The organism is Pseudomonas sp. GL_093 (assembly GCF_057837605.1).
The window spans coordinates 6,371,644-6,397,202 of the sequence record NZ_CM174448.1; the positions used below are offsets into that span (position 1 = coordinate 6,371,644).

A 25,559-nucleotide genomic window follows, 5' to 3' on the forward strand; every position below is an offset into this window, starting at 1 on the left:
ATGGCACGCAGGAAGCCCGGACTAATAAGATGGCATTGAAATCCCCCGCGTTTCGTAAAAAATTTCCGTTGTTGGTTACCGGCAGTCTGCTGGCCCTGCAACCTCTGGCCACTTCGTTCGTGGTCGCCGCGGAACAGTATGACTGCTCAGTCTCTGCTTCGGGTGCCTGGAACTGTGCGCCAAAATCTCCAGCAGCTGCGCTGCCACCTCGCCCCGTCCATGACGGCAGTGCGGCGGTAAGCACGAGCGGCGAGACTCCGGCTGACAGCGGTTCAAGTCAAGACACCGGCGCCAAGCCTGTGCTGGTGACCGAATCCAAGGGCCGCGGGCTAAAGTCGCGTAGCGAAGACTACAGTCACCTCGACTGGGTTCCGCGCGAGAAGCTCACTGCAGCGCAATTGGCCGAAACCGGTCCTTACTGCTCTGGTTCCTATATCGAACCGATTCGTCCTGGCATGAATGACAAGACGAATAAAAGTGACGCTCCGACCTTTCTCGGCGCCAAAGCCTCTCGCTATAAGCAGGATGAGCAGGTCGCGACCCTCGCGGGTGACGTGGTCATGCGTCAGGGCAGCATGCAGGTCGAAGCCGACGAAGCGAACCTGTACCAGGCCGAGAGCCGTGGCGAACTGAGCGGCAACGTCCGTGTTCGCGACAACGGCGCGCTGATCGTGGGCGACCACGCCGACGTGCAGCTCGACACCGGTGAAGCCAAGGTCGACAACGCCGAATACGTGATGCACAAATCCCGTATCCGCGGGAATGCGCTGTACGCCAAACGTGCCGAGAACGCGATCATCCGCCTCAAGGATGGTACGTACACCACGTGCGAACCGAACAGCAACGCCTGGCAGCTCAAGGGCAACAACATCACCTTGAACCCGGCCACCGGTTTCGGTACCGCGACCAACGTGACGCTTCGGGTCAAAGACATTCCGGTTCTGTACACGCCGTACATCTATTTCCCGATAGACGACCGTCGCCAGTCCGGCTTCCTGCCGCCGACCATCGGCACCGGCAGCGATACCGGCTTCATGCTGGTCACACCGTATTACTTCAACCTGGCACCGAACTACGATGCCACGTTGTACCCGCGCTACATGAGCAAGCACGGGCTGTTGATGGAAGGCGAATTCCGTTACCTGACCCCGTCCAGCGAAGGTCAGTTCGGCGCCGCGTACCTCAACGACGAAGACACCGATCGCAGCAAGCAGACCGATTACCAGAAAAACCGCTACATGTATAACTGGCAGCACAAGGGTGGTCTCGACTCGCGCGTTCTGACACAAGTCGATTACACCAAGCTCAGCGATCCGTATTACTTCCAGGACCTGCAAACCGACCAGATCGGCGTTAAAAGCGCTGACTTCGTGAACCAGCAGGGTTCTGTCACCTATCGTGGCGACAGCTACACCGCTCGCGTGAACGCACAGGCTTATCAGCTCGCAACGGTTTCGGACATTACGCCGTATGACCGCTTGCCACAGATCACTTTCGCTGGTCAGTTGCCGACTCACCCGAGTGGCCTGAACTTCGACTACGAGACAGAAGTCGTACGTTTCGACCGTGACTTGAAGAACGGTAACTTCGTAAACGAAGATGGCACCGTCGAACCGCGTCTTGATAACAACGTTCAAGGCCTGGCACGCGCCAACGGCGACCGTTTGAATCTCAAACCGGCGATCAGCCTGCCGTTGGACTGGACTTATGGCTTCGTGAAGCCATCGCTCAAGTACCAGTACACCCAGTACCAACTGGACCTGGACGGTACCGGCAAAAGCCAGATCGCGGCCCAAGATCAAGCTGCAGCTGCAGCTGGGACTGAAAATCTCAATGGTCATTTCGGCAGCAACCAGAACCGTGGCGTGCCGATCGCCAGCATTGACAGCGGCCTGTACTTCGATCGCAACACCCAATGGTTCGGCAAGAATTATCGCCAGACCCTCGAACCGCGCCTGTTCTACCTGTACGTACCTGAAACGGATCAGGAAGACATTCCGGTCTTCGACACCAGCGAATACACCTTCAACTACGCGTCGCTGTTCCGTGACAACCGCTTCTCCGGCTCCGACCGCGTCGGTGACGAGAACAAACTGTCTCTGGGCATCACCAACCGCTGGATCGAAGACAATGGCTTCGAGCGTCAGCGCATCAGCGTCGGCCAGGCCATGTACTTCAAGGATCGTGAAGTTCAGTTGCCAGGCATCGATGCAAAAACCCGCCAGGACGCGCAGGCTAATGTCTCGCCGTATGCGCTGGAATATGAATACCGCTGGAACCGTGATTGGCGCACCACGGCCGATTACAACTGGGACCCGGACAGCCGCAGCCCTCGCTCGGGCAGCGCGATGTTCCACTACCAGCCTGAAGACAACCCGAACAAGGTCATCAACGCCGGCTATCGCTATCGCAATGACCAGGTCCGTTACGACCAGAACACCGGTAAGTGGCAAGTGGGCGGTGGTGACTACGGCACCCCGGGCCAACCTGGCTTCGTGAAGGACTACTACAAGATTGAGCAGCACGATTTCTCGGTGATCTGGCCGATCGTGCCGCAGTGGAACGCCATCAGCCGCTGGCAGTATGACTACAACCGTAACCGTACCCTGGAAGCTTTCGGTGGTTTCGAGTACGACAACTGCTGCTGGAAACTGCGCCTGATCAACCGTTACTGGGTCAGCTATGACGAATTCAGTCAGAACGCCCCGCAAAACGAAAAAGGCGACCACGGCGTCTTCCTACAAATCGTTCTGAAAGGTCTCGGCGGCCTCACCGGCGCCAAAGTAGAGAGCTTCCTCGACAAAGGCATCCAAGGTTATCGTGAACGTGAAGACCAAGCTTTCTGATTGTCTGCGCCCGCTAGTGTTGGGCGCGTTGTTCCTGGGTACCGCGGCGAACGCCGCGGTACAGTCCATCGATAAAGTGGTGGCCATTGTCGACAACGACGTGGTCATGCAGAGCCAACTGGACCAACGCGTTCATGAAGTTCAGCAAACCATCGCCAAGCGTGGTTCTGCCGTACCGCCGGCCAACGTGCTGGATCAGCAGGTACTTGAACGTCTGATCGTCGAAAACCTGCAACTGCAGATCGGCGAACGTTCCGGTATCCGCATTACCGATGAAGAACTGAACCAGGCTGTCGGCACCATTGCCCAGCGCAACAACATGTCCGTGGATCAATTCCGCGCTGCCCTGACTCACGACGGTCTGTCTTACGACGACGCTCGTGACCAGATTCGCCGCGAGATGGTCATCAGCCGTGTGCGTCAGCGTCGTGTGGCCGAGCGTATCCAGGTTTCCGAACAGGAAGTGAAGAACTTCCTCGCTTCCGACCTTGGCAAAATGCAGCTGTCCGAAGAATTTCGCCTGGCCAACATCCTGATTCCTACACCGGAAAGCGCCAACTCCGACGCGATTCAGAATGCAGCCAAACAGGCAGACGCGGTTTACCAGCAGCTCAAGCAAGGCGCTGACTTCGGTCAGTTGGCAATCGCCAAATCCGCCAGCGAAACCGCACTGGAAGGTGGCGACATGGGCTGGCGTAAAGCCGGTCAACTGCCACCTCCGTTCGATCGCATGCTGAGCACCATGGCTGTCGGCGACATTACCCAGCCAATGCGCACACCGGGCGGCTTCATCATCCTGAAGATCCTCGACAAGCGTGGCGGTGAAACCCAGACACGCGATGAAGTGCACGTGCGTCATATCCTGGTCAAGCCGAGCCCGATCCGCGACGAAGCAAAAACCAAAGCCCTGGCTCAGTCGCTCTACTCCCGAATCGAAGCGGGCGAAGATTTCGGCGAACTGGCGAAAAGCTTCTCGGAAGATCCGGGTTCCGCCCTCAACGGTGGCGACCTTAACTGGATCGACCCGAATGCATTGGTGCCTGAATTCCGCGAAGTGATGGCCAAGACCCCGCAAGGTCAGCTGTCCAAGCCGTTCCAGACCCAATATGGCTGGCACGTTCTGGAAGTCCTTGGCCGTCGCGCCACTGACAGCACCACCCAGGCCCGCGAGCAGCAAGCAATGACCGTATTGCGTAACCGCAAATACGACGAAGAGCTGCAAACCTGGCTGCGTCAGATCCGTGACGAAGCGTACGTAGAGATCAAACTCCCTGGTGCAGACCAGGCAGCGCAGTGAAACCCAAACGTTTCGCGCTGACACCCGGCGAACCGGCCGGCATAGGTCCCGACCTGTGCCTGCTGCTCGCCTCGCAAGCCCAGCCACATCCCCTGATTGCCATTACCAGCCGCGACCTGCTCCTTGAGCGGGCCGTGCAGCTGGGTGTGGTTGTCGATTTGCTGCCGGTCACCCCGGACAGCTGGCCGGATGTACCCGCGCCAGCCAACAGCCTGTATGTCTGGGATACACCGCTCAACGCCAAGGTCACCGCCGGGCAACTGGACAAGGCCAATGCGGCTTTCGTCCTGGAAACCCTGACCCGAGCTGGCCAAGGCTGCCTGGACGGGCATTTTGCCGGCATGATCACGGCCCCTGTGCACAAGGGCGTGATCAATGAATCCGGGATCGCCTTTTCCGGGCACACAGAATTTCTCGCTGACCTGACCCATACCGCCCAAGTGGTGATGATGCTCGCCACTCGCGGATTGCGCGTGGCGCTGGTCACCACTCACCTGCCTCTTCGCGAGATTGCCGATGCGATCACGCCGGAGCGTCTGGAACGGGTCACGCGAATCCTGCACGCAGATCTACAAGAAAAATTCGGCATTGCCCGGCCACGCATCCTCGTGTGTGGGCTCAACCCCCATGCCGGCGAAGGCGGACACCTGGGCCATGAAGAAATCGACATCATCGAACCTACATTAGAGCGCCTGCGCGGCGAAGGAATGGACCTTCGTGGCCCCCTGCCCGCCGACACTCTGTTTACCCCCAAGTATCTGGAGCACTGCGATGCAGTGCTGGCGATGTACCACGACCAGGGCCTGCCTGTGCTGAAGTACAAAGGCTTCGGCGCGGCAGTCAACGTGACCCTCGGCTTGCCGATCATCCGCACATCGGTCGACCACGGCACTGCCCTGGACCTGGCCGGTAGCGGCAAAATCGATACCGGCAGCCTGCAAGTCGCCCTGGAAACCGCCTACCAGATGGCCGAGACCCGTTTATGACCGAGCATTACCAACACCGGGCGCGCAAGCGCTTCGGCCAGAACTTCCTGCACGATGCTGGCGTTATCGACCGCATCCTGCGTGCCATTCGCGCCAAGCCTGAAGACCACTTGCTGGAAATCGGCCCTGGCCAGGGTGCGCTGACTGAAGGCCTGCTTAACAGCGGTGCCCAGCTGGACGTGGTGGAACTGGACAAGGATCTGATCCCGATCCTCAACCAGCAATTCGCCGGCAAGAGCAACTTCAATCTGCATCAGGGCGACGCACTGAAGTTCGACTTCAACAGCCTGAACGCTGCGCCGAACAGCCTGCGGGTGGTCGGTAACCTGCCGTACAACATCTCTACGCCGCTGATTTTTCACCTGCTGCATAACGCCAGCCTGATTCGCGACATGCACTTCATGCTGCAAAAAGAAGTGGTCGAGCGCCTGGCAGCAGGCCCTGGTGGTGGTGACTGGGGTCGCTTGTCGATCATGGTTCAGTATCACTGCCGGGTTGAGCATCTGTTCAACGTTGGCCCCGGCGCGTTCAATCCGCCGCCCAAAGTCGATTCGGCTATCGTGCGCCTGGTGCCTCACGCGGTGCTGCCGCACCCGGCCAAGGATCACAAGTTGCTGGAGCGTGTCGTGCGCGAAGCCTTTAACCAGCGCCGCAAGACCCTGCGCAACACCCTCAAGCTGCTGCTGAGCAACGCTGAAATCGAAGCCGCCGGCGTTGATGGCAGCCTGCGCCCCGAACAGCTCGATCTGGCCGCCTTCGTGCGCCTGGCCGACAAGCTCAGCGAACAAGTCCTACAGACGCCCGCCGCCGACTGACAGGCAATGAGCGTTATCGGGTAGGACACCAGCCTTCATGTCTGGTTTACTACCCGATACTTGGCCTAGACTGAGTTCTATCAGCTACGCCCCGCGTTCCGCTTCGTTTAAGGCCTCTTGCATGTCCGATCCTCGTTACCAGGTCGACGTCAGCGTCGTCACCCGCTATCTGGCAGAACAATCGCAACCCGAGCAAAACCGCTTTGCCTTCGCCTACACCATCACCGTGCACAACAATGGCGAGCTACCGGCCAAGCTGTTGTCACGGCACTGGGTGATCACCGACGGTGACGGGCATGTCGAAGAGGTTCGCGGAGCCGGCGTTGTTGGCCAGCAACCGTTGATCGAGGTGGGCGAGAGCCACACCTACAGCAGCGGCACCGTCATGACCTCCAAGGTCGGCACGATGCAGGGCACTTATGAAATGGTTGCCGATGACGGCAAACACTTCGACGCCATCATCGCCCCATTCCGCCTGGCGGTGCCCGGAGCCCTGCACTGATGGCAACGTATGCCGTCGGCGATCTGCAAGGCTGCCTTCAAGCCTTGCAATGCCTGCTCAAGCAGGCCGCCTTCGACCCGACACAGGATCGTCTGTGGCTGGTCGGCGATCTGGTCAACCGTGGCCCGCAGTCGCTGGATACCTTGCGCTTCCTCTTTAGCATCCGCGAATCGTTGGTGTGTGTGCTCGGCAACCACGACCTGCACTTGCTGGCTGCCGGAAAAAACATCGAACGCTTGAAGAAGTCCGACACCCTGCTCGAGATTCTCGCCGCGCCCGATTGCGCGGAACTGCTGGAGTGGCTGCGTCAGCAAAAGCTCATGCACTACGACGAACAGCGCGACGTCGCCCTGGTACATGCGGGCATTCCGCCCCAGTGGTCACTGCGCAAGGCCTTGAAGTATGCCGCCGAAGTCGAGACGGCATTGCGCGATGACAACCTGTTGCCGCCCTACCTCGATGGCATGTACGGCAACGATCCGGCGAAATGGGACAACGACCTCAAAGGCGTGACACGCCTGCGGGTGATCACCAACTATTTCACCCGCATGCGGTTTTGTACCGCCGAGGGCAAGCTTGACCTCAAAAGCAAGGAAGGCCTCGACAATGCGCCACCGGGCTACAAGCCCTGGTTTCAGCACAAAGAGCGCAAGACCAAGGGCCTGAAGATCATCTTCGGCCACTGGGCCGCTCTCGAAGGCCGATGCAATGAGCCGGGCATCTCGGCCCTCGACACCGGTTGTGTCTGGGGTGGTGCCCTGACCCTCATGAATGTCGACAGCGGTGAACGCCTGTCTTGCAAATGCGACGAGCATGGCCTTGCCCTGCCGCCAGTCGCCGCACTTATCCCCGAACCATCGTCAGCCAGCGCCCCGCGCTAGACTGCGCTTTCAGCCGAGCCACAGGAGCCCGCCATGAGCGAATTCAAACGTATCCCCCCGGAACAGGCCCAGGCCCTGCGCGAGCAAGGCGCAGTGGTGGTCGATGTTCGCGACCCAGCGACCTTTGCCGCACTGCACATCGCCGGCTCGAAGCATCTGGATAACCAATCCATCTCGGATTTCATCCGCGCTGCCAACCTCGACGCACCGACAGTGGTCGTCTGCTACCACGGCAATTCCAGTCAGAGCGCCGCTGCGTACCTCATTAGTCAGGGCTTCTCCGACGTCTACAGCATGGATGGCGGTTTTGAGCTGTGGCGTACGACTTATCCTTCGGAAACGGCGCAAGGCACTTCCGAATAATTTTTTTGTAACGCGCAAGCCCCGGCCCCCGCGGGCTCGCGCGGTGGCAGACGAACGGTCTGCCACAACTAATTACGTATCTCGCCTTTACCTCCCGAATTCCCAACTATCCTTAAGCGCAGGCCATCCAAAACAGGGGAGAGCCGGTACACCGGCGCGCGGGTCATCGGGAGTAGCTTTCGAGGTAGTCAGCTTCGAAAGAGTTCTGGGGGGTAAACAGCGACTGCATATTCGGTCGCTGCCAGCATCGACTGAATGATCCGGCGTCGGCTCCACGTATCGAGCGAGGTGACGTCATGAGTATCTTTAGCCACTTCCAACAACGCTTCGAGTCCACACGCCAGGAAGAACTCTCGCTGCAAGAGTATCTGGAGCTGTGCAAAAGCGACCGCAGCGCCTACGCCTCCGCCGCCGAGCGTCTGTTACTGGCCATCGGTGAACCGGAGCTCCTCGACACCTCGGCCAACTCGAGGCTGTCGCGAATCTTTTCCAACAAGGTAATCCGCCGCTATCCAGCCTTTGAAGACTTCCACGGGATGGAAGAATGCATTGACCAGATCGTGTCGTATTTCCGCCATGCCGCTCAGGGCCTGGAAGAGAAGAAACAGATTCTCTATTTGCTCGGCCCTGTGGGTGGCGGTAAATCGTCCCTGGCCGAGAAGCTGAAACAACTGATCGAAAAAGTGCCCTTCTACGCGATCAAGGGCTCGCCGGTATTCGAATCACCTCTGGGTCTGTTCAACGCCACCGAAGATGGCGCGATCCTCGAGGAAGACTTCGGCATTCCACGGCGCTACCTCAACACCATCATGTCGCCATGGGCTACCAAACGCCTGGCCGAATTCGGCGGCGACATCAGCCAGTTCCGTGTGGTGAAGCTCTATCCGTCGATCCTCAACCAGATCGCCGTGGCCAAAACCGAGCCGGGAGATGAAAACAACCAGGACATCTCGGCGCTGGTGGGCAAGGTCGATATCCGCAAACTCGAAGAATTCCCGCAGAACGACGCCGACGCCTACAGCTACTCGGGCGCACTGTGCCGGGCCAACCAGGGCCTGATGGAATTCGTCGAAATGTTCAAGGCACCGATCAAGGTGCTGCACCCACTGCTGACCGCCACTCAGGAAGGCAACTACAACAGTACCGAAGGTCTGGGGGCTATTCCGTTTACCGGGATCCTGCTGGCCCACTCCAACGAATCGGAATGGCACACCTTCCGCAACAACAAGAACAACGAAGCCTTCATCGACCGGATCTACATCGTCAAAGTGCCGTACTGCCTGCGGGTCAGCGACGAAGTGAAGATCTACGACAAGCTCTTGTTCAACAGCTCCCTGGCCAAGGCTCACTGCGCGCCTGACACCCTGAAGATGCTTGCCCAGTTCACCGTACTCTCGCGACTGAAAGAGCCGGAAAACTCCAACATCTACTCCAAGATGCGCGTGTATGACGGCGAAAACCTCAAGGACACCGATCCGAAGGCCAAGTCGATCCAGGAATACCGCGACAACGCGGGTGTCGACGAAGGCATGAACGGCCTGTCGACCCGCTTCGCGTTCAAGATCCTGTCGAAAGTGTTCAACTTCGATCCGCACGAAATCGCTGCCAACCCGGTGCACTTGCTCTACGTGCTGGAACAACAGATCGAGCAGGAACAATTCCAGGCCGAAACCCGCGAACGCTATCTGCGCTTCCTCAAGGAGTACCTGGCACCGCGTTATATCGAGTTCATCGGCAAGGAAATCCAGACCGCCTACCTCGAGTCTTACAGCGAGTACGGCCAGAACATCTTCGATCGCTATGTGCTGTACGCCGACTTCTGGATCCAGGACCAGGAATACCGCGACCCGGAAACCGGCGAGATCCTCAACCGCGTAGCGCTGAACGAAGAACTGGAGAAAATCGAAAAACCGGCCGGCATCAGCAATCCGAAGGATTTCCGCAACGAAATCGTCAACTTCGTACTGCGCGCCCGGGCCAATAACAACGGCAAGAACCCGACCTGGCTCAGCTACGAAAAACTGCGGGTGGTCATCGAGAAGAAAATGTTCTCCAACACCGAGGACCTCCTGCCAGTCATCAGCTTCAACGCCAAGGCCAGCAAAGAGGACCAGCAGAAGCACAACGACTTCGTCACACGGATGGTCGAGCGGGGCTACACCGACAAACAGGTTCGACTGCTGTCCGAGTGGTACCTGCGGGTCAGAAAATCACAATAACCCGCTGCCGGTCAGACCGGTTGTCGTCAGCCAGAGGCCTGTGTACGCATTTTCTGTTACACAGACCTCTGGAAGGTGTTCGAAAGTCGGTAGCGAGGTTCAGGCAGCGTCCAAAAGCGCTTGGGGGAGCGTGAACATCCCTTGGCTCGGTCGATGCTGCATAACCGCTCGCCCCTTTCAGGACAGCTTCTAAGGAGCAGTCATGAGCTATGTGATCGACCGACGTCTCAATGGCAAGAACAAGAGCACGGTGAACCGTCAGCGGTTTCTGCGGCGTTACCGTGATCACATCAAAAAGGCTGTCGAAGAGGCGGTCAGCCGGCGCTCCATTACCGATATGGAGCACGGCGAACAGATCAGCATCCCCGGTCGCGACATTGACGAGCCGGTGCTTCACCACGGTCGCGGTGGCAAGCAGACCGTCGTGCACCCGGGCAACAAGGAATTCACCAGCGGCGAGCACATTGCCCGCCCGCCCGGAGGTGGCGGTGGCAGAGGCCCCGGCAAGGCCGGCAACTCGGGCGAAGGGATGGACGAATTCGTCTTCCAGATCACCCAGGAGGAATTCCTCGAATTCATGTTCGAGGACCTTGAGCTGCCGAACCTGGTCAAGCGCAACCTGACCGGCACCGACACCTTCAAGACCGTTCGCGCGGGGATCAGTAACGAGGGCAACCCGTCGCGGATCAACATCATCCGCACCTTGCGCTCGGCCCATGCACGGCGAATCGCCCTGTCTGGCAGCAGCCGGGCAAAATTACGCGAAGCCAAAGAAGAACTGCTGCGATTGAAGCTGGATGAGCCGGACAACTTCGGCGATATTCAGAAAATCGAAGCAGAAATCGAAAAACTCAGTGCGCGCATTCATCGCATACCGTTCCTCGATACTTTCGACCTCAAGTACAACCTGCTCATCAAGCAACCCAACCCCAGTTCCAAGGCGGTGATGTTCTGCCTGATGGACGTGTCCGGCTCCATGACCCAAGCGACCAAGGACATCGCCAAGCGCTTCTTTATCCTGCTGTACCTGTTTCTCAAGCGTAACTACGACAAGATCGACGTCGTGTTCATCCGCCACCACACCAGCGCCCGGGAAGTGGACGAAGAGGAGTTTTTCTATTCTCGCGAAACCGGCGGCACCATCGTTTCCAGCGCCTTGAAACTGATGCAGGAGATCATGGCCGAACGCTATCCAAGCAATGAGTGGAATATCTATGCCGCCCAGGCCTCCGACGGCGATAACTGGAACGACGACTCGCCAATCTGCCGCGACATTCTGATCAACCAGATCATGCCGTTCGTGCAGTACTACACTTACGTTGAGATCACCCCCCGCGAACATCAGGCCCTGTGGTTCGAGTACGAACGCATCGCCGAAGCCTTCTCTGACACTTTTGCCCAGCAACAACTGGTCTCGGCCGGGGATATCTATCCGGTCTTCCGTGAACTCTTCCAGCGCAGGTTAGTGACATGACCGCCAAAGAGCAGAAGCGCCAACCCATTTCCACCGGCTCCGAATGGACGTTCGAGCTGATCCAGGCCTACGACAAAGAAATCAGTCGTCTGGCGGCTCGCTACGCGCTCGATACTTACCCTAACCAGATCGAAGTGATCACCGCCGAGCAGATGATGGACGCCTACGCCTCCGTCGGCATGCCGCTGGGTTATCACCATTGGTCCTACGGCAAACACTTCCTCAGTACCGAGAAATCCTACTCTCGCGGCCAGATGGGGCTGGCGTACGAAATCGTGATCAACTCGGACCCGTGCATCGCCTACTTGATGGAAGAAAACACCATCTGCATGCAGGCGTTGGTCGTCGCCCATGCCTGCTACGGGCATAACAGTTTTTTCAAAGGCAACTACCTGTTCCGCACCTGGACTGACGCCAGCTCGATCATTGATTACCTGGTCTTCGCCAAGCAATACATCATGCAGTGCGAAGAGCGCCACGGTATCGACGCGGTCGAGGACCTGCTGGATTCCTGCCACGCCCTGATGAACTATGGGGTCGATCGCTACAAACGCCCGTATCCGATTTCCGCCGAAGAAGAACGTCGCCGGCAAAAGGATCGGGAAGAGCATTTGCAGAAACAGATCAACGATCTGTGGCGGACCATTCCAAAAGGTGCAGACAAGTACAGCGACAAGGACAACGCGCGCTTCCCCGCCGAACCTCAGGAAAATATCCTCTACTTCATCGAAAAACACGCACCGCTGCTGGAGCCATGGCAGCGGGAAATCGTGCGGATCGTGCGCAAGATCGCTCAGTATTTCTACCCGCAACGTCAGACTCAGGTGATGAACGAAGGCTGGGCGACGTTCTGGCATTACACCCTGATGAACGACCTGTATGACGAAGGCCTGGTGACCGACGGCTTCATGATGGAGTTTTTGACGTCCCACACCAGCGTGGTCTATCAACCCGGCTTTGACAGCCCCTACTACAACGGCATCAACCCCTACACCCTGGGTTTTGCCATGTACCGGGACATCCGCCGCATGTGTGAACACCCGACCGAAGAGGACTACCGCTGGTTCCCTGAGATTGCCGGCACCGACTGGCTGTCGAGCATCAAGTTCGCCATGAGCAGCTTCAAGGATGAAAGCTTCATCCTGCAGTACCTGTCACCCCAGGTGATCCGTGACCTGAAGTTGTTCAGCATTCTTGATGACGACCAGAAGGACGATCTGCTGGTGCCCGCCATACACGATGAGCCGGGCTACCGCATCATCCGTGAAACCCTGGCGGCGCAGTACAACCTCGGCAATCGCGAACCCAACGTGCAGATCTACAGCATCGACCGGCGCGGCGACCGCTCCCTGACCTTGCGTCACCAGCAACACGACCGCAAACCGCTGGGCGAGTCCACCGAGGAAGTGCTCAAACACCTGCACCGCCTCTGGGGCTTCGACATTCACCTGGAAACCCTGCAAGGCGATCAGGTGATGAAAGTCCATCATGTCCCACCCAGAAGTGAACACGCCGAGGGGGATTACGGCCGGCTGGACCTGGCTGTCATCCATCTTTGATCCTGTTTCTGCCTCCGGAAGTTCGACGCAAAGGTTATTCTGTCGGGCTAACGGAGGTTTTTTATGCAGATTTATAAAGTCGGCGGCGCGGTACGTGATCGCCTGCTGGGCAAGCCTGTCACCGACATCGACTGGGTTGTGGTTGGCGCCACCACTGAAGAAATGCTCGCCAAGGGCTTTCGCCCGGTGGGCGCGGATTTCCCGGTGTTTCTTCACCCAAAAAGCGGTGAGGAATACGCCCTCGCCCGGACCGAGCGCAAAAGCGGACGTGGTTACGGCGGCTTTACCTTTCACGCCAGCCCCGAAGTCACCCTCGAAGAAGACCTGATCCGTCGTGACCTGACCATCAATGCCATGGCCGAAGACGATCAGCAGAACCTGACCGATCCTTACCACGGCCAGCGCGATCTCGAGGCGCGCTTGCTTCGTCACGTTTCCCCCGCGTTCGCCGAAGATCCGCTCCGGGTTCTGCGTGTTGCCCGCTTCGCTGCTCGTTATTCAAGTTTGGGGTTCACCGTCGCACCCGAGACAATGGACCTGATGCGCCAACTCAGCGAATCAGGCGAACTGGAGGCCTTGACCGCCGAACGCAGCTGGAAGGAAATTTCCCGCGCCCTGATGGAAGACCAGCCACAGGTGTTCATCGAAGTGCTGCGAGAGTGTGGCGCTCTCAAAGTATTGATGCCGGAAGTCGATGCCCTGTTTGGCGTACCGCAACCGGAAGCCCATCACCCGGAAATCGACACGGGCGTGCACACTTTGAGCGTGCTGGAGCAAGCGGCGAAGCATAAACAACCACTCACCGTACGCTGGGCCTGCCTACTGCACGACCTCGGCAAGGGACTGACGCCCAAGGAGGAGTGGCCGCGACACATTGCTCATGAGCACAAGGGCTTGAAGCTGATCAAAGCGGTCAACGAACGCTTCAAGGCGCCGAAGGACTGTCAGGAGCTGGCACTGCTGGTGGGCAAATATCACACCCACGGCCATCGCGCCCTGGAGCTGAAGCCGTCGACGTTGCTGGAGTTGCTGCAAAGTTTTGACGTTTACCGTCGGCCGCAGCGGTTCGAGGAATTTATCGCGGCGTGCGAGATGGACGCGCGCGGACGCAAAGGGCTGGAGCAGCGAAGTTATCCACAGGCTGATTATTTGCGGGGGGCGGCGAATGCTGCTCGGACCGTAGCGGTTCAACCGTTGCTGGAGAAGGGATTCAAAGGGCCGGAACTGGGTGAGGCGATCAAGCGAGAGCGGCTCAAGGCGCTGAAGACTTACAAAAACGCGGCATCTGCTTGAAAAGCATCGTCGGATCGCCGCCCGGAGCAAGCTCGCTCCCACATTGGATCTCTGGTGCTCACACAATCCAGGGTGGGAGCGAGCCTGCTCGCGATGGCGTTATCCGCCTCACAACAGGTCTGAAGGGGTCAGCGGCTCGCCGCGCCACTCAAACGCCACAGGCGCCAACACCTGATCAATCTGCGCCTCGCGCCACAAAGCCGCAAAGCTCTTGCCTACCCCCGGATGCACGCGATCCGGCGCAATCAGCGACAACGGCCACAGCACGAAGGCGTTTTTCAGAATTTCTGCCCGCGGCAGGATCAAGCCATCAAAGTTGCCCACCAGATCGCCGAACAGCAGCACGTCGATATCCAGCGGCAAACCCTTGCGGTCCGGCGCATAACGGCCGTTGTCCGCCTCGATGAATTTCAGCCGGCGATCCAGCTCCATCAGCGGCAAATCGGTAAAAGCCGACACCACAAAATTGAAGAACGGCCCGCTCTTGATCCCCACCGGCTGGCTTTCGAACACCGCCGAGCAGCGTATATCCACCAGAAAACCTGCCAGGGCTTCCAGGCCAGCCTGCAAATGGGATTCGCGCTCGATATTGCTACCGAGCCCGAGAAACACCTGAGTCAGCGACATCCGCGCTCGATCTCCACGCCCACACCACCCGTGGCAGCCGGGATGGCGCCTGGCTTGGTCAGCTTGAGGCGCATCCAGGTGATGTTGAATTCGCTCATCAGGACTTCAGCCAGACGCTCGGCAAAGGTCTCGACCAGCTGGAACTGCGCCTGCTCGGCAAAGGCCTGGATTCGCGACGACACACTGGCGTAATCGAGCGCCAGCGTCAGGTCATCACCGGCGGCGGCCGGGCGATTATCCCAGGCGAAGCTCAGATCAAGACGCAAGCACTGTCGGATGCCTCGCTCCCAGTCGTAGGCACCAATCACGGTGTCGACTTCCAGGCCCTCGATAAACACTCTGTCCAAGCACTTTTCTCCGCTGCACGACAAGGGCGCAATGCGCCGTTAGAATCAGGGCGTCCTCGCCCGGAATAGTTAGCATGTTTTGGTTACTGGCGACCCTCGCCTACCTGCTCGGCTCTCTGTCCTTCGCCATTTTGCTCAGCCGCCTGACCGGTAACCCCGATCCGCGAATGAGTGGCTCGGGTAATGCCGGTGCCACAAACATGTTGCGCCTGGCCGGCAAAAAACTCGCCGTCCTGACCTTGATCGGAGACCTCTTCAAAGGCCTGCTACCCGTACTGATCGCCGGCGTTGCGGACCTTTCACTTCAAGAACAGGCCTGGATCGGCGTCTGTGCCGTCATCGGTCACCTGTTCCCGCTGTACTTTCGCTTCCGCGGCGGCAAGGGTGTCGCCACCTCTGCCGGCATGCTGCTGGGGCTTTACCCGCCCGCCGCACTGTTGGCGGTCTGCGCCTGGCTGCTGACGTTCTACCTGACTCGCACCAGCTCACTGGCAGCCTTGATCGCCACACCGCTGACCCTGCCGTTGCTGGCCTGGCAGGAGCCGGCGGCATTGCTGCCCATGAGCGCACTCACGGGACTGATCGTCTGGCGCCATCGGGGCAATCTACGCGACCTGTTTGCCGGGCGCGAACGGCATTTTTAAATATCGGACATGAACGCGGTTCATCACAGCGCCGACAATTGCTCCATTGGCCAACGCGCCTGCACGCTGATCGCCAGGCTTTCGTGCTGACCGGCCTGTAAGCGCTGGCAGCCGGCAAAGGCAATCATCGCGCCGTTGTCGGTGCAGAACTCCGGACGGGCATAAAAAACATCGCCCTTCATGTCGCCGAGCATCTTCTCCAGTGAAGTACGCAGTGCCTTGTTGGCGCTGACGCCGCCAGCGATCACCAGACGCTTCATACCGGCCTGTTTCAGGGCGCGCTTGCACTTGATGGTCAAAGTCTCCACCACGGCCTGCTGGAACGCCAGCGAGATGTCGCAACGGGCTTGCTCGCTGTCGTCCCCGGCGCTGACGCTCTGCTGCCAGGTGTTCAGGGCGAAGGTTTTCAAGCCACTGAAACTGAAAGCCAGGCCTGGACGGTCGCACATCGGACGCGGGAAAGTGAAACGTCCTGCAACCCCCTGCTCCGCCAGCCGAGCGATTTCCGGGCCACCCGGATAATTGAGGCCCATCATCTTCGCGGTCTTGTCAAAAGCTTCACCGGCGGCATCGTCGAGGGTCTCGCCCAAGAGCGTGTATTGACCGATCCCGTCGACCTGAACCAGCTGCGTATGACCGCCAGACACCAACAAAGCGACGAACGGGAATTCCGGTGGTTGCGACTCCAGCATCGGCGCCAGCAAGTGACCTTCCATATGGTGCACACCCAGCGCCGGAATACCCCAGGCGAAGGCCAGCGCCTGAGCGCAGGAGGCGCCCACCAGCAAGGCACCAACCAGGCCAGGACCCGCGGTGTAGGCGATGGCGTCGATTTCGGTTGGCACACAGTCAGCTTCGGCCAACACCTGACGAATCAAGGGCAGCATGCGCTTGACGTGGTCACGCGAGGCCAGCTCCGGCACCACCCCGCCATAGGCGCGGTGCAGGTCGATCTGGCTGAACAGCGCGTCGGCCAGCAGGCCGCGTTCACTGTCATATAATGCGACACCGGTTTCGTCGCAGGAGGTTTCTAATCCCAGTACTAGCATGGGTTTGCGCCTTGTTTAGGCTAAATTCGAAGGCGCGCATAATAGTCGCCATGGGATGCCCCGACTAGCGGTTTTCGATCAGAGGCTTTGCATTCCGAGCGATGAGGGGTTAACATCCGCAACCCTTAAAAACCGACGTCTTCAAGTGCTCTTTTGCCACGAGGATGTTGACCCCGGTAATGAATGAAGGTAGCTCTGGATGCCAGCCGTCAAAGTAAAAGAGAACGAACCCTTCGACGTAGCTCTGCGTCGTTTCAAGCGCTCCTGCGAAAAAGCCGGTGTACTGGCTGAAGTTCGTAGCCGCGAATTCTACGAGAAGCCTACTTCTGAGCGTAAGCGCAAAGCAGCAGCCGCTGTTAAGCGTCACGCCAAGAAAGTTCAGCGCGAACAGCGCCGCGCCGTTCGTCTGTACTAATACACAGACGTTCGTAGCAAGCTTCTGCCAAGCCCGGCCCTCAGCCGGGCTAATGGCATTTGCGGAATACGCTTGATGCTTCACCGTCAAAGCCGCAGACGCGACCGAGACAAATCTGCTTCACAGCGTCAGACCTGGCTCTTTTGCCAGCGGTGCACGTCTTTTCTGACGAGCCTTCCAAGGCTACTGACGAGCACACCCACTGATTCCTCTCACGACGATCAGCCCAAGGCACCTTCTTGCGTGCCAGCTTATGAGCTATCCGAGGCCATCGACTGGCCGCAGCCGGATTCAGCGCAACACTTTCAAATAGTCGAATACTGATTGGTACTAACGTCAGTGGATTTTCGGCAGATACACTTCCCGACAGCGATTACGCAGACGACACTGGTCGAGCCGCACATTTTGCGCGCCTCAAACAACGACCCGCGCTCAGCCGCTCTTCGTTTCGGATCAATTGCAGCGCAGATGACGAGAACGCCATGGCCGGGCTAATTCCCCAGAGCTTCATTGACGACCTTCTGAACCGCACCGACATCGTCGATGTGGTCAGCTCGCGCCTGCAAATGAAAAAGGCCGGCAAGAATTACACTGCTTGCTGCCCGTTTCACAAAGAGAAAACCCCCTCCTTCAGCGTCAGCCCCGACAAGCAGTTCTATTATTGCTTTGGCTGCGGCGCTGGCGGCAACGCCCTCGGCTTCATGATGGACCACGACAATCTGGATTTCGTCCAGGCTGTCGAAGAACTGGCCAAAGCCGCCGGCATGGAAATCCCCCGCGAAGAAAGCGGACGGCCGCACAAACCGCGGCAGCCGACCGATTCGCCGCTGTACCCGCTACTCACTGCCGCCGCCGACTTTTACCGTCAGGCACTGAAAAGCCATCCATCGCGAAAAGCAGCTGTGGATTACTTGAAAGGACGCGGACTGACCGGTGAAATCGCCCGAGACTTCGGCCTCGGCTTTGCCCCGCCCGGCTGGGACAACCTGTTCAAGCACTTGAGCAGCGACACGCTGCAACAGAAAGCCATGATCGATGCCGGCCTGCTGATCGAGAACGCCGAAACCGGCAAACGCTATGACCGCTTCCGCGATCGCGTGATGTTCCCGATCCGCGACAGTCGCGGGCGAATCATCGCTTTCGGTGGCCGGGTATTGGGCGACGACAAGCCGAAATACCTGAACTCACCGGAAACCCCGGTATTCCATAAGGGCCAGGAACTCTACGGCCTTTATGAAGCACGCAAGAACAACCGCAACCTCGACGAAATCATCGTCGTCGAAGGCTACATGGATGTTATCGCCCTCGCCCAGCAAGGCCTGCGCAATGCTGTCGCGACCCTGGGCACCGCCACCAGCGAAGAGCACTTGAAGCGCCTGTTTCGCGTCGTGCCCAACGTGCTGTTCTGTTTCGACGGTGATCAGGCAGGTCGAAATGCTGCCTGGCGAGCATTGGAGGCAGCGCTGCCGAGCCTGCAGGACGGGCGGCGCGCACGTTTTCTGTTCCTCCCAGAAGGCGAAGACCCGGACACGCTGGTCCGCTCCGAAGGCACTGATGCCTTCCGCGCACGGATCAACCAGCATGCCCAACCACTAGCGGATTATTTTTTTCAACAGCTGACCGAGGAATCGGACCCACGCTCGCTCGAAGGCAAGGCCCATATGGCCACCCTCGCCGCGCCGCTGATCGACAAAGTCCCCGGGGCGAACCTGCGCATCCTGATGCGTCAGCGCCTGACCGAAATTACCGGGCTTAGCGGTGAAGCCGTGAGCCAACTGGTGCAAAGCGCACCTCAGGAAGCGCCACCGGCGTACGACCCGGGCATCGATTACGACGCCATGCCGGATTACAGCGACTACCATCAGCCGCAGGCACAAGAGATGTATGTGCCACAGCAGGAATGGACGCCGAAGAAACCCGGCGCCGGTGGCAAAAAATGGGACAAAAAACCGTGGGACAAAAACGGCAAACGCGGTGGTGATCACGATCAACCCCGCGCGCCACGGGTGCCGGCCGCTGTAGAGCCGCCGACCCTGGCCGCCTTGCGTACGCTATTGCATCACCCGCAATTGGCCGAGAAAGTCGAGGATGCCGGGCACTTTGCTGCCGAGGATCACACCAACACGCAATTACTGGTGGCCCTTCTCGAAGCCGTACAGAAGAATCCCAAGCTAAACTCATTTCAGTTGATTGCACGCTGGCACGGTACGGAGCAAGGACGTTTGCTCAAGGCGCTGGCGGAAAAGGAATGGCTGATTGACGGAGATAACCTTGAACAACAGTTTTTCGACACCATTACTAGCTTGTCAGCCCGCCAACGCGAGCGAAACCTGGAACAACTTCTCAGGAAAGCACGTCAAAGCGAACTGAGTGCCGAAGAGAAAAATCAACTGCGCGACCTATTAAGTCGCAATGTTTCCGCAACAAGCCCGACCTCAACTGGCGCGTGAGGTCATAGCTCAGGTATAATCCTCGGCTTGTTTTTTGCCCGCCAAGACCTTCAGTGGATAGGGTGTTATGTCCGGAAAAGCGCAACAGCAGTCTCGTATCAAAGAGTTGATCACACTTGGTCGTGAGCAGGGTTACCTGACTTACGCGGAGGTCAACGACCACCTGCCGGAGGATATTTCAGATCCGGAACAGGTGGAAGACATCATCCGCATGATCAATGACATGGGGATCAACGTATTCGAGGTTGCGCCAGATAAGGATTCCCTTATGCTGGCCGACGCCGATACCGACGAAGCCGCGGCCGAAGAGGCAGCAGCAGCGTTGGCAGCGGTCGAGACCGACATTGGTCGCACTACCGACCCAGTGCGCATGTACATGCGTGAAATGGGTACGGTAGAGCTCCTCACACGTGAAGGCGAAATCGAAATCGCCAAACGTATTGAAGAGGGCATCCGTGAAGTGATGGGCGCAATTGCGCACTTCCCTGGCACGGTTGACCATATTCTCTCCGAGTACACTCGCGTCACCACCGAAGGTGGCCGCCTGTCCGACGTCCTGAGCGGTTATATCGACCCGGACGACGGCATTGCGCCGCCTGCTGCAGAAGTGCCGCCGCCTGTCGACCCGAAAGCCGTGAAAGCGGACGACGACACCGACGACGATGACGCCGAAGCCAGCACCGACGACGAAGAAGAAGCCGAAAGCGGTCCGGATCCGGTTATCGCAGCTCAGCGCTTTGGCGCTGTCTCCGATCAGATGGAAATCACCCGCAAGGCGCTGAAAAAGCACGGTCGTGGCAACAAGCTGGCAATTGCCGAGCTGGTGCTTCTGGCTGAGCTGTTCATGCCGATCAAACTGGTTCCGAAGCAATTCGAAGGCCTGGTCGAGCGTGTTCGCAGTGCCCTGGATCGTCTGCGTCAGCAAGAGCGCGCGATCATGCAACTTTGCGTTCGTGATGCTCGTATGCCGCGTGCTGACTTCCTGCGCCAATTCCCGGGCAATGAAGTCGACGAAAGCTGGAGCGATGCACTGGCCAAAGGCAAAAGCAAATACGCTGAAGCCATTGGTCGCCTGCAACCGGACATCATTCGTTGCCAGCAGAAGCTGACCGCGCTGCAAACCGAAACCGGTTTGACGATCGCCGAGATCAAGGACATCAACCGTCGCATGTCGATCGGTGAGGCCAAGGCCCGCCGCGCGAAGAAAGAGATGGTAGAAGCGAACTTGCGTCTGGTGATCTCCATCGCCAAGAAGTACACCAACCGCGGCCTGCAATTCCTCGATCTGATCCAGGAAGGCAACATCGGCTTGATGAAAGCGGTAGACAAATTCGAATACCGCCGCGGCTACAAGTTCTCGACTTATGCCACCTGGTGGATCCGTCAGGCGATCACTCGCTCGATCGCCGACCAGGCCCGCACCATCCGTATTCCGGTGCACATGATCGAGACGATCAACAAGCTCAACCGTATTTCCCGCCAGATGTTGCAGGAAATGGGTCGCGAACCGACCCCGGAAGAGCTGGGCGAACGCATGGAAATGCCTGAGGACAAGATCCGCAAGGTATTGAAGATCGCTAAAGAGCCGATCTCCATGGAAACCCCGATCGGTGATGACGAAGACTCCCATTTGGGTGACTTCATCGAAGACTCGACCATGCAGTCGCCAATCGATGTCGCCACTGTTGAGAGCCTTAAAGAAGCGACTCGCGAAGTTCTGTCCGGCCTCACTGCCCGTGAAGCCAAGGTTCTGCGCATGCGCTTCGGCATCGACATGAATACCGACCACACCCTCGAGGAGGTTGGTAAGCAGTTCGACGTGACCCGCGAACGGATTCGTCAGATCGAAGCCAAGGCGCTGCGCAAGCTGCGCCACCCGACGAGAAGCGAGCATTTGCGCTCCTTCCTCGACGAGTAACAACAAAACCCCCGGCCTTGGCCGGGGGTTTTGCTTTTATACAGATTAAATCCCCCGCACCTCCCCCCCTCCGAATTGCCCGTCTACACTCGAAACATTCCCCGAGCCATAACGAGACCGTTATGCCCAGACTGCCGACCGTGCTTTTTTTGCTGTCGCTATTGACCTGGACCGCAACGGCTGGCGCGCTGACTCTGACCGACGAAGAACGTAGCTGGCTGGCGGCTCACCCGGACTTGCGCCTGGGTGTCGATGCGTCATGGCCACCCTTCGAGTTTCGCGACGATCAGGGCCGCTATCAGGGCCTTGCAGCAGACTATATCGACCGGATCCGTCAACGCCTGGCCATCAAGCTCACGCCTATCGAGCCCGTCAGCTGGACCGTCGTCCTGGAGCAGGCCAAACAAGCCAAGCTGGACCTGTTGCCCGGCATCATGTCGACCCCGGAGCGCCAGACTTACCTGTCATTCACCCGCCCCTACCTGGACTTTCCGATTGTCATCCTTGCCCATATCGGAGGCCCCCAGCCACGCAACCTCAAAGACTTGTACGGTCTGAAAGTCGCCGTGGTGGAAAACTACGCACCCCACGAACTGTTGCGCACCCACAATCCCGACCTCAATCTGGTGGCGATGCCCAACGTCAGCTCAGCACTGCAAGCGCTAGCTACCGATGAAGTGGATGCGGTGGTCGGCGATCTCGCCTCCAGCGTCTGGAGCCTGCGTCAGCTCAAGCTCGACGGGCTCTACGTCAGCGGCGAAACTCCCTATCGTTATCAATTGGCAATGGGCGTGCCCCGGGACAACAAGATACTGGTCGGCATTCTGGATAAAGTCCTGGCGGACATGACCCCGAACGAAATCAATGAGATTCAGGAGCACTGGGTCGGCAATGTCCTCGATCATCGGACATTCTGGAACGATCTGCTGGTTTACGGTCTGCCGGGATTGCTGCTGCTGATCATCGTGCTGGCGATGGTTATCCGGATCAACCGTCGGCTGAGTTCAGAAATTGCCCGCCGAGTCGACCTGGAGCAAGAACTGCGCAGCAGCGAATACCATTACCGCGGGCTGGTGGAGAGTCTTTCGGCCATCGCCTGGGAAGCGCGGATCAGCGATTTCACCTACAGCTATGTGTCCCCCCATGCCGAGGATCTGCTCGGTTACCCCTTGTCTCATTGGCTGATTCCGGGCTTCTGGCGCAACATTATCCACCCGGCCGACCTGACTCGCGCCCAGACCTTCTGTGATCACGAAGTACTGGCCGGGCGCGATCACAGCCACGATTACCGGGTCATCACCGCCGATGGACGCTGCATTTGGGTGCGCGATATCGTCAGCCTGATCGAGCACGGCCATGAACCGGTGATGCGCGGACTGATGATCGACATCAGCGAAGCCAAGCGCACCGAAGAGGCGTTGCGCCTGTCGGAACAGAAGTTCGCCTCGGTGTTCCAGCAATGCCCGGACATACTAGTCATCGCGCGACTCTCCGACGGCTGCCTGCTGGAGGTCAACGAAGCGTTCGAAGAACAGATCGGTCTCAAGGCCGAAGACGTCATCGGCCAGACGGCCACCGACCTGAACATCTGGGGCATACCCGGCGTCGGGCCGGGCTTGTTGCAACGGTTACAGGCCGGCAGCATCCGTAACCTGGAGATGCCCTTTCGCCGCAACAATGGCCAAGTGTTTACCGGCCTGATCTCCGCTGAACCGTTCGACCTTGATACAACCCCTGCGCTGGTAGTGGTCGTGCGGGACATCAGTCAGCTCAAGGAAACCCAGCAACAACTGCAAACCTCCGAAGAGAAATTCGCCAAGGCCTTCCATGCCTCACCCGACGGCTTGCTATTGTCACGGCAGAGCGACGGTTTACTGATTGAGGTCAACGAGGGTTTCAGTCGCATTACCGGTTTCAACAGCGCGATGTCCGTGGATCGCTCCGCCCTCGAGCTGGGAATTTGGGTCAATCTCAACGAACGCAAACAGATGCTCGATCTGCTGCACCGGGACGGTTTCGTCCGCGACTTCAGTTGCCATATACGCCGCAGCGACGGACAGATCCGCCTCTGTGAGGTGTCCAGCCGTCCGCTACCGATCGGCGATGAAGATTGCATGCTGACCATCGCCCGGGACATCACCGAGCGACACCTGATGCAGGAGAAACTGCAACAGGCCGCCACGGTATTCGAGAGCACCGCCGAAGGTGTATTGATCACCGACACCCAACAGCACATCAGCGCGGTCAACCGTGCGTTTACCGAAATCACCGGCTACAGCGAGAGCGAAGCATTGGGCCACACCCCTCGCCTGCTCGCCTCGGGCCTGCACGACAGCGCGTTTTATGCCGCCATGTGGCATCAACTGACCGCCGAAGGTCATTGGCAAGGCGAAATTTCCAACCGGCGCAAGAATGGCGAGCTTTATCCGAGCTGGCTGACCATCAGTGCGGTGCGCAACCGGGACAGATTCGTCACCCACTTTGTCGCGGTGTTCGCGGACATTTCCAGCCTCAAACACGCCCAGGCCAAGCTCGATTACCAGGCACACCACGACCCGCTGACCGGGCTGCCAAATCGCACGCTGTTCGAGAGCCGATTGCTGACCGCGCTCAACAACCAACAGGAAAACGGCGGTCAGGGCGCGGTGCTGTTCCTCGACCTGGACCGTTTCAAACACATCAACGACAGCCTGGGTCACCCGGTCGGCGACCTGCTGCTCAAGGGCATTGCCGTGCGCCTCAAGGAGCAGTTGCGCGACATCGACACCGTGGCGCGCCTGGGCGGCGACGAATTCATCATCCTGTTGCCCGGGCTGCAGCAATCCAGTGACGCCGACAACATCGCGACTAAACTGCTCAATTGCTTTGGCGCACCGTTCCAGGCTGGCGAACATGAGTTTTTTATCAGCGCCAGTATCGGCACCAGCCTGTATCCCAAGGATGGCTGCGACGTCGCCACGCTGGTCAAGAACGCCGATGCGGCGATGTACCGCTCCAAGGCCAAGGGTCGAAACCGAGTCGAAAGCTACACCCGCGACCTCACCGCTCAAGCCAGTGAGCGAGTGGCACTGGAACATGAGCTGCGACGCGCTATCGAGCGCAACGAACTGCACCTCCATTATCAACCGAAGATCAGCCTGGTCGACCATCGCCTGGTCGGCGCAGAAGCGCTCATTCGCTGGCGCCACCCGACCTTCGGCGATGTGCCGCCGGAGCATTTCATTCCGCTGGCCGAAGAAAACGGCATGATCCTGCAAATCGGCGATTGGGTTCTCGAAACCGCCTGCCGGCAGATGTTCGAGTGGAATCAGGTTTACGAACCCGTCGGCCCGCTGTCGGTCAACCTCGCGGGCGCTCAATTGCGCCAGCCAAACCTGCTCGGTCGGATCGAACAATTGCTCAAGGACAACCGCCTCAAACCCGGTTTCCTGCAACTGGAAATTACTGAAAACTTCATCATGAGCCAGGCTGAAGAGGCGCTGGCAGTGCTGCATCAGCTCAAACACCTGGGTGTGCAACTGGCGATCGACGACTTCGGCACCGGCTACTCCTCATTGAGTTACCTCAAACGTCTGCCGTTGGACATTCTCAAGATCGACCAGTCTTTCGTCCGCGGCCTGCCGGACGATCCCCACGACGCAGCCATCGTTCGCGCCATCATCGCCCTGGGCCGCAGCATGCAATTCACCATCATCGCCGAGGGCGTCGAAACCCTCGCACAGCAGCAATTCCTCGCTTCTGAAGGCTGTGAACAGATCCAGGGCTACATCGTCAGCCTGCCCCTGCCACCGGAAGAATTTGCCGCGACGTTTCTTCGTATAGCCATTTCAGACTTTTCGGATAGCACAGCCGAGAAACCGTCGCTATAATCCGC

General features: G+C 58.6%; 19 protein-coding genes. 16 read left to right on the forward strand and 3 right to left on the reverse strand.

Going from position 1 to position 25,559, the window contains the following annotated elements; all coding sequences use genetic code 11:
• The first annotated feature begins 29 nt into the window (after positions 1-29).
• The 11 genes from AC3IUE_RS29495 (at position 30) to AC3IUE_RS29545 (ending at position 14,235) form a co-directional block, all read left to right on the forward strand.
• Positions 30-2,846 (forward strand): LPS-assembly protein LptD, encoded by a 2,817-nt coding sequence (locus tag AC3IUE_RS29495; RefSeq protein WP_489264451.1) that lies wholly within the window; start codon positions 30-32, stop codon positions 2,844-2,846.
• Positions 2,827-4,143, forward strand: coding sequence for a peptidylprolyl isomerase SurA (gene surA / locus AC3IUE_RS29500; protein WP_056741307.1), 1,317 nt, complete (start codon positions 2,827-2,829; stop codon positions 4,141-4,143). The genes AC3IUE_RS29495 and surA overlap by 20 nt, the downstream gene beginning before the upstream one ends.
• Entirely contained in the window at positions 4,140-5,129 is a 990-nt protein-coding gene (pdxA, locus tag AC3IUE_RS29505; protein WP_033056214.1) for a 4-hydroxythreonine-4-phosphate dehydrogenase PdxA, read from the forward strand. Before surA ends, pdxA begins: the two co-directional genes overlap by 4 nt.
• Positions 5,126-5,944: a 16S rRNA (adenine(1518)-N(6)/adenine(1519)-N(6))-dimethyltransferase RsmA gene (gene rsmA / locus AC3IUE_RS29510; RefSeq protein WP_056741305.1), complete on the forward strand. Its 819-nt coding sequence runs from the start codon at positions 5,126-5,128 to the stop codon at positions 5,942-5,944. The genes pdxA and rsmA overlap by 4 nt, the downstream gene beginning before the upstream one ends.
• A gap of 121 nt (positions 5,945-6,065) precedes the next feature.
• A complete protein-coding gene (gene apaG, locus AC3IUE_RS29515) occupies positions 6,066-6,446 on the forward strand; it encodes a Co2+/Mg2+ efflux protein ApaG (RefSeq protein ID WP_008147202.1) in 381 nt (126 codons plus the stop codon).
• A complete protein-coding gene (locus tag AC3IUE_RS29520) occupies positions 6,446-7,327 on the forward strand; it encodes a symmetrical bis(5'-nucleosyl)-tetraphosphatase (RefSeq protein WP_489264452.1) in 882 nt (293 codons plus the stop codon). Before apaG ends, AC3IUE_RS29520 begins: the two co-directional genes overlap by 1 nt.
• 33 nt (positions 7,328-7,360) lie before the next feature.
• Positions 7,361-7,690 (forward strand): thiosulfate sulfurtransferase GlpE, encoded by a 330-nt coding sequence (gene glpE, locus AC3IUE_RS29525; protein ID WP_489264453.1) that lies wholly within the window; start codon positions 7,361-7,363, stop codon positions 7,688-7,690.
• A gap of 296 nt (positions 7,691-7,986) precedes the next feature.
• On the forward strand, positions 7,987-9,909 hold the full coding sequence (locus AC3IUE_RS29530; RefSeq protein WP_033056218.1) for a PrkA family serine protein kinase: 1,923 nt from the start codon (positions 7,987-7,989) through the stop codon (positions 9,907-9,909).
• 202 nt (positions 9,910-10,111) lie between these two features.
• Complete coding sequence (locus tag AC3IUE_RS29535) at positions 10,112-11,383, forward strand: YeaH/YhbH family protein (protein ID WP_056741304.1); 1,272 nt, start codon at positions 10,112-10,114, stop codon at positions 11,381-11,383.
• The gene (locus AC3IUE_RS29540) at positions 11,380-12,942 is read left to right on the forward strand and encodes a SpoVR family protein (RefSeq protein WP_056741303.1); all 1,563 of its coding nucleotides are present in this window, start codon (positions 11,380-11,382) and stop codon (positions 12,940-12,942) included. Before AC3IUE_RS29535 ends, AC3IUE_RS29540 begins: the two co-directional genes overlap by 4 nt.
• A 63-nt stretch (positions 12,943-13,005) precedes the next feature.
• Positions 13,006-14,235: a multifunctional CCA addition/repair protein gene (locus AC3IUE_RS29545; protein ID WP_489264454.1), complete on the forward strand. Its 1,230-nt coding sequence runs from the start codon at positions 13,006-13,008 to the stop codon at positions 14,233-14,235.
• A 108-nt stretch (positions 14,236-14,343) separates the two neighbouring features.
• Here the strand turns inward: AC3IUE_RS29545 and folK are convergent, their stop codons facing one another.
• Together folK and folB are read right to left on the reverse strand one after the other, a co-directional pair.
• A complete protein-coding gene (gene folK / locus AC3IUE_RS29550; RefSeq protein WP_489264455.1) occupies positions 14,344-14,862 on the reverse strand; it encodes a 2-amino-4-hydroxy-6-hydroxymethyldihydropteridine diphosphokinase in 519 nt (172 codons plus the stop codon).
• Positions 14,853-15,209 carry a dihydroneopterin aldolase gene (gene folB / locus AC3IUE_RS29555; protein ID WP_008008297.1) on the reverse strand — a complete coding sequence of 119 codons (357 nt, stop codon included), beginning with the start codon at positions 15,207-15,209 and terminating at the stop codon, positions 14,853-14,855. The genes folK and folB overlap by 10 nt, the downstream gene beginning before the upstream one ends.
• A 74-nt stretch (positions 15,210-15,283) precedes the next feature.
• Between folB and plsY the strand changes: the two genes are divergently transcribed.
• Positions 15,284-15,853, forward strand: coding sequence for a glycerol-3-phosphate 1-O-acyltransferase PlsY (plsY, locus tag AC3IUE_RS29560; protein WP_489264456.1), 570 nt, complete (start codon positions 15,284-15,286; stop codon positions 15,851-15,853).
• A 23-nt stretch (positions 15,854-15,876) separates the two neighbouring features.
• Here plsY and tsaD read toward each other — a convergent pair whose 3' ends face one another.
• A complete protein-coding gene (gene tsaD / locus AC3IUE_RS29565; RefSeq protein WP_046045367.1) occupies positions 15,877-16,902 on the reverse strand; it encodes a tRNA (adenosine(37)-N6)-threonylcarbamoyltransferase complex transferase subunit TsaD in 1,026 nt (341 codons plus the stop codon).
• Between the two features lie 199 nt (positions 16,903-17,101).
• Between tsaD and rpsU the strand changes: the two genes are divergently transcribed.
• The 4 genes from rpsU to AC3IUE_RS29585 all read left to right on the forward strand — a co-directional run bounded on the left by rpsU (position 17,102) and on the right by AC3IUE_RS29585 (position 25,554).
• On the forward strand, positions 17,102-17,317 hold the full coding sequence (gene rpsU / locus AC3IUE_RS29570; RefSeq protein ID WP_002551877.1) for a 30S ribosomal protein S21: 216 nt from the start codon (positions 17,102-17,104) through the stop codon (positions 17,315-17,317).
• 482 nt (positions 17,318-17,799) lie between these two features.
• Positions 17,800-19,767, forward strand: coding sequence for a DNA primase (gene dnaG, locus AC3IUE_RS29575; protein WP_056741298.1), 1,968 nt, complete (start codon positions 17,800-17,802; stop codon positions 19,765-19,767).
• 67 nt (positions 19,768-19,834) lie between these two features.
• Complete coding sequence (gene rpoD / locus AC3IUE_RS29580; protein ID WP_033056224.1) at positions 19,835-21,685, forward strand: RNA polymerase sigma factor RpoD; 1,851 nt, start codon at positions 19,835-19,837, stop codon at positions 21,683-21,685.
• A gap of 122 nt (positions 21,686-21,807) precedes the next feature.
• Complete coding sequence (locus AC3IUE_RS29585) at positions 21,808-25,554, forward strand: EAL domain-containing protein (RefSeq protein WP_489264457.1); 3,747 nt, start codon at positions 21,808-21,810, stop codon at positions 25,552-25,554.
• The last annotated feature ends 5 nt before the right edge of the window (positions 25,555-25,559 follow it).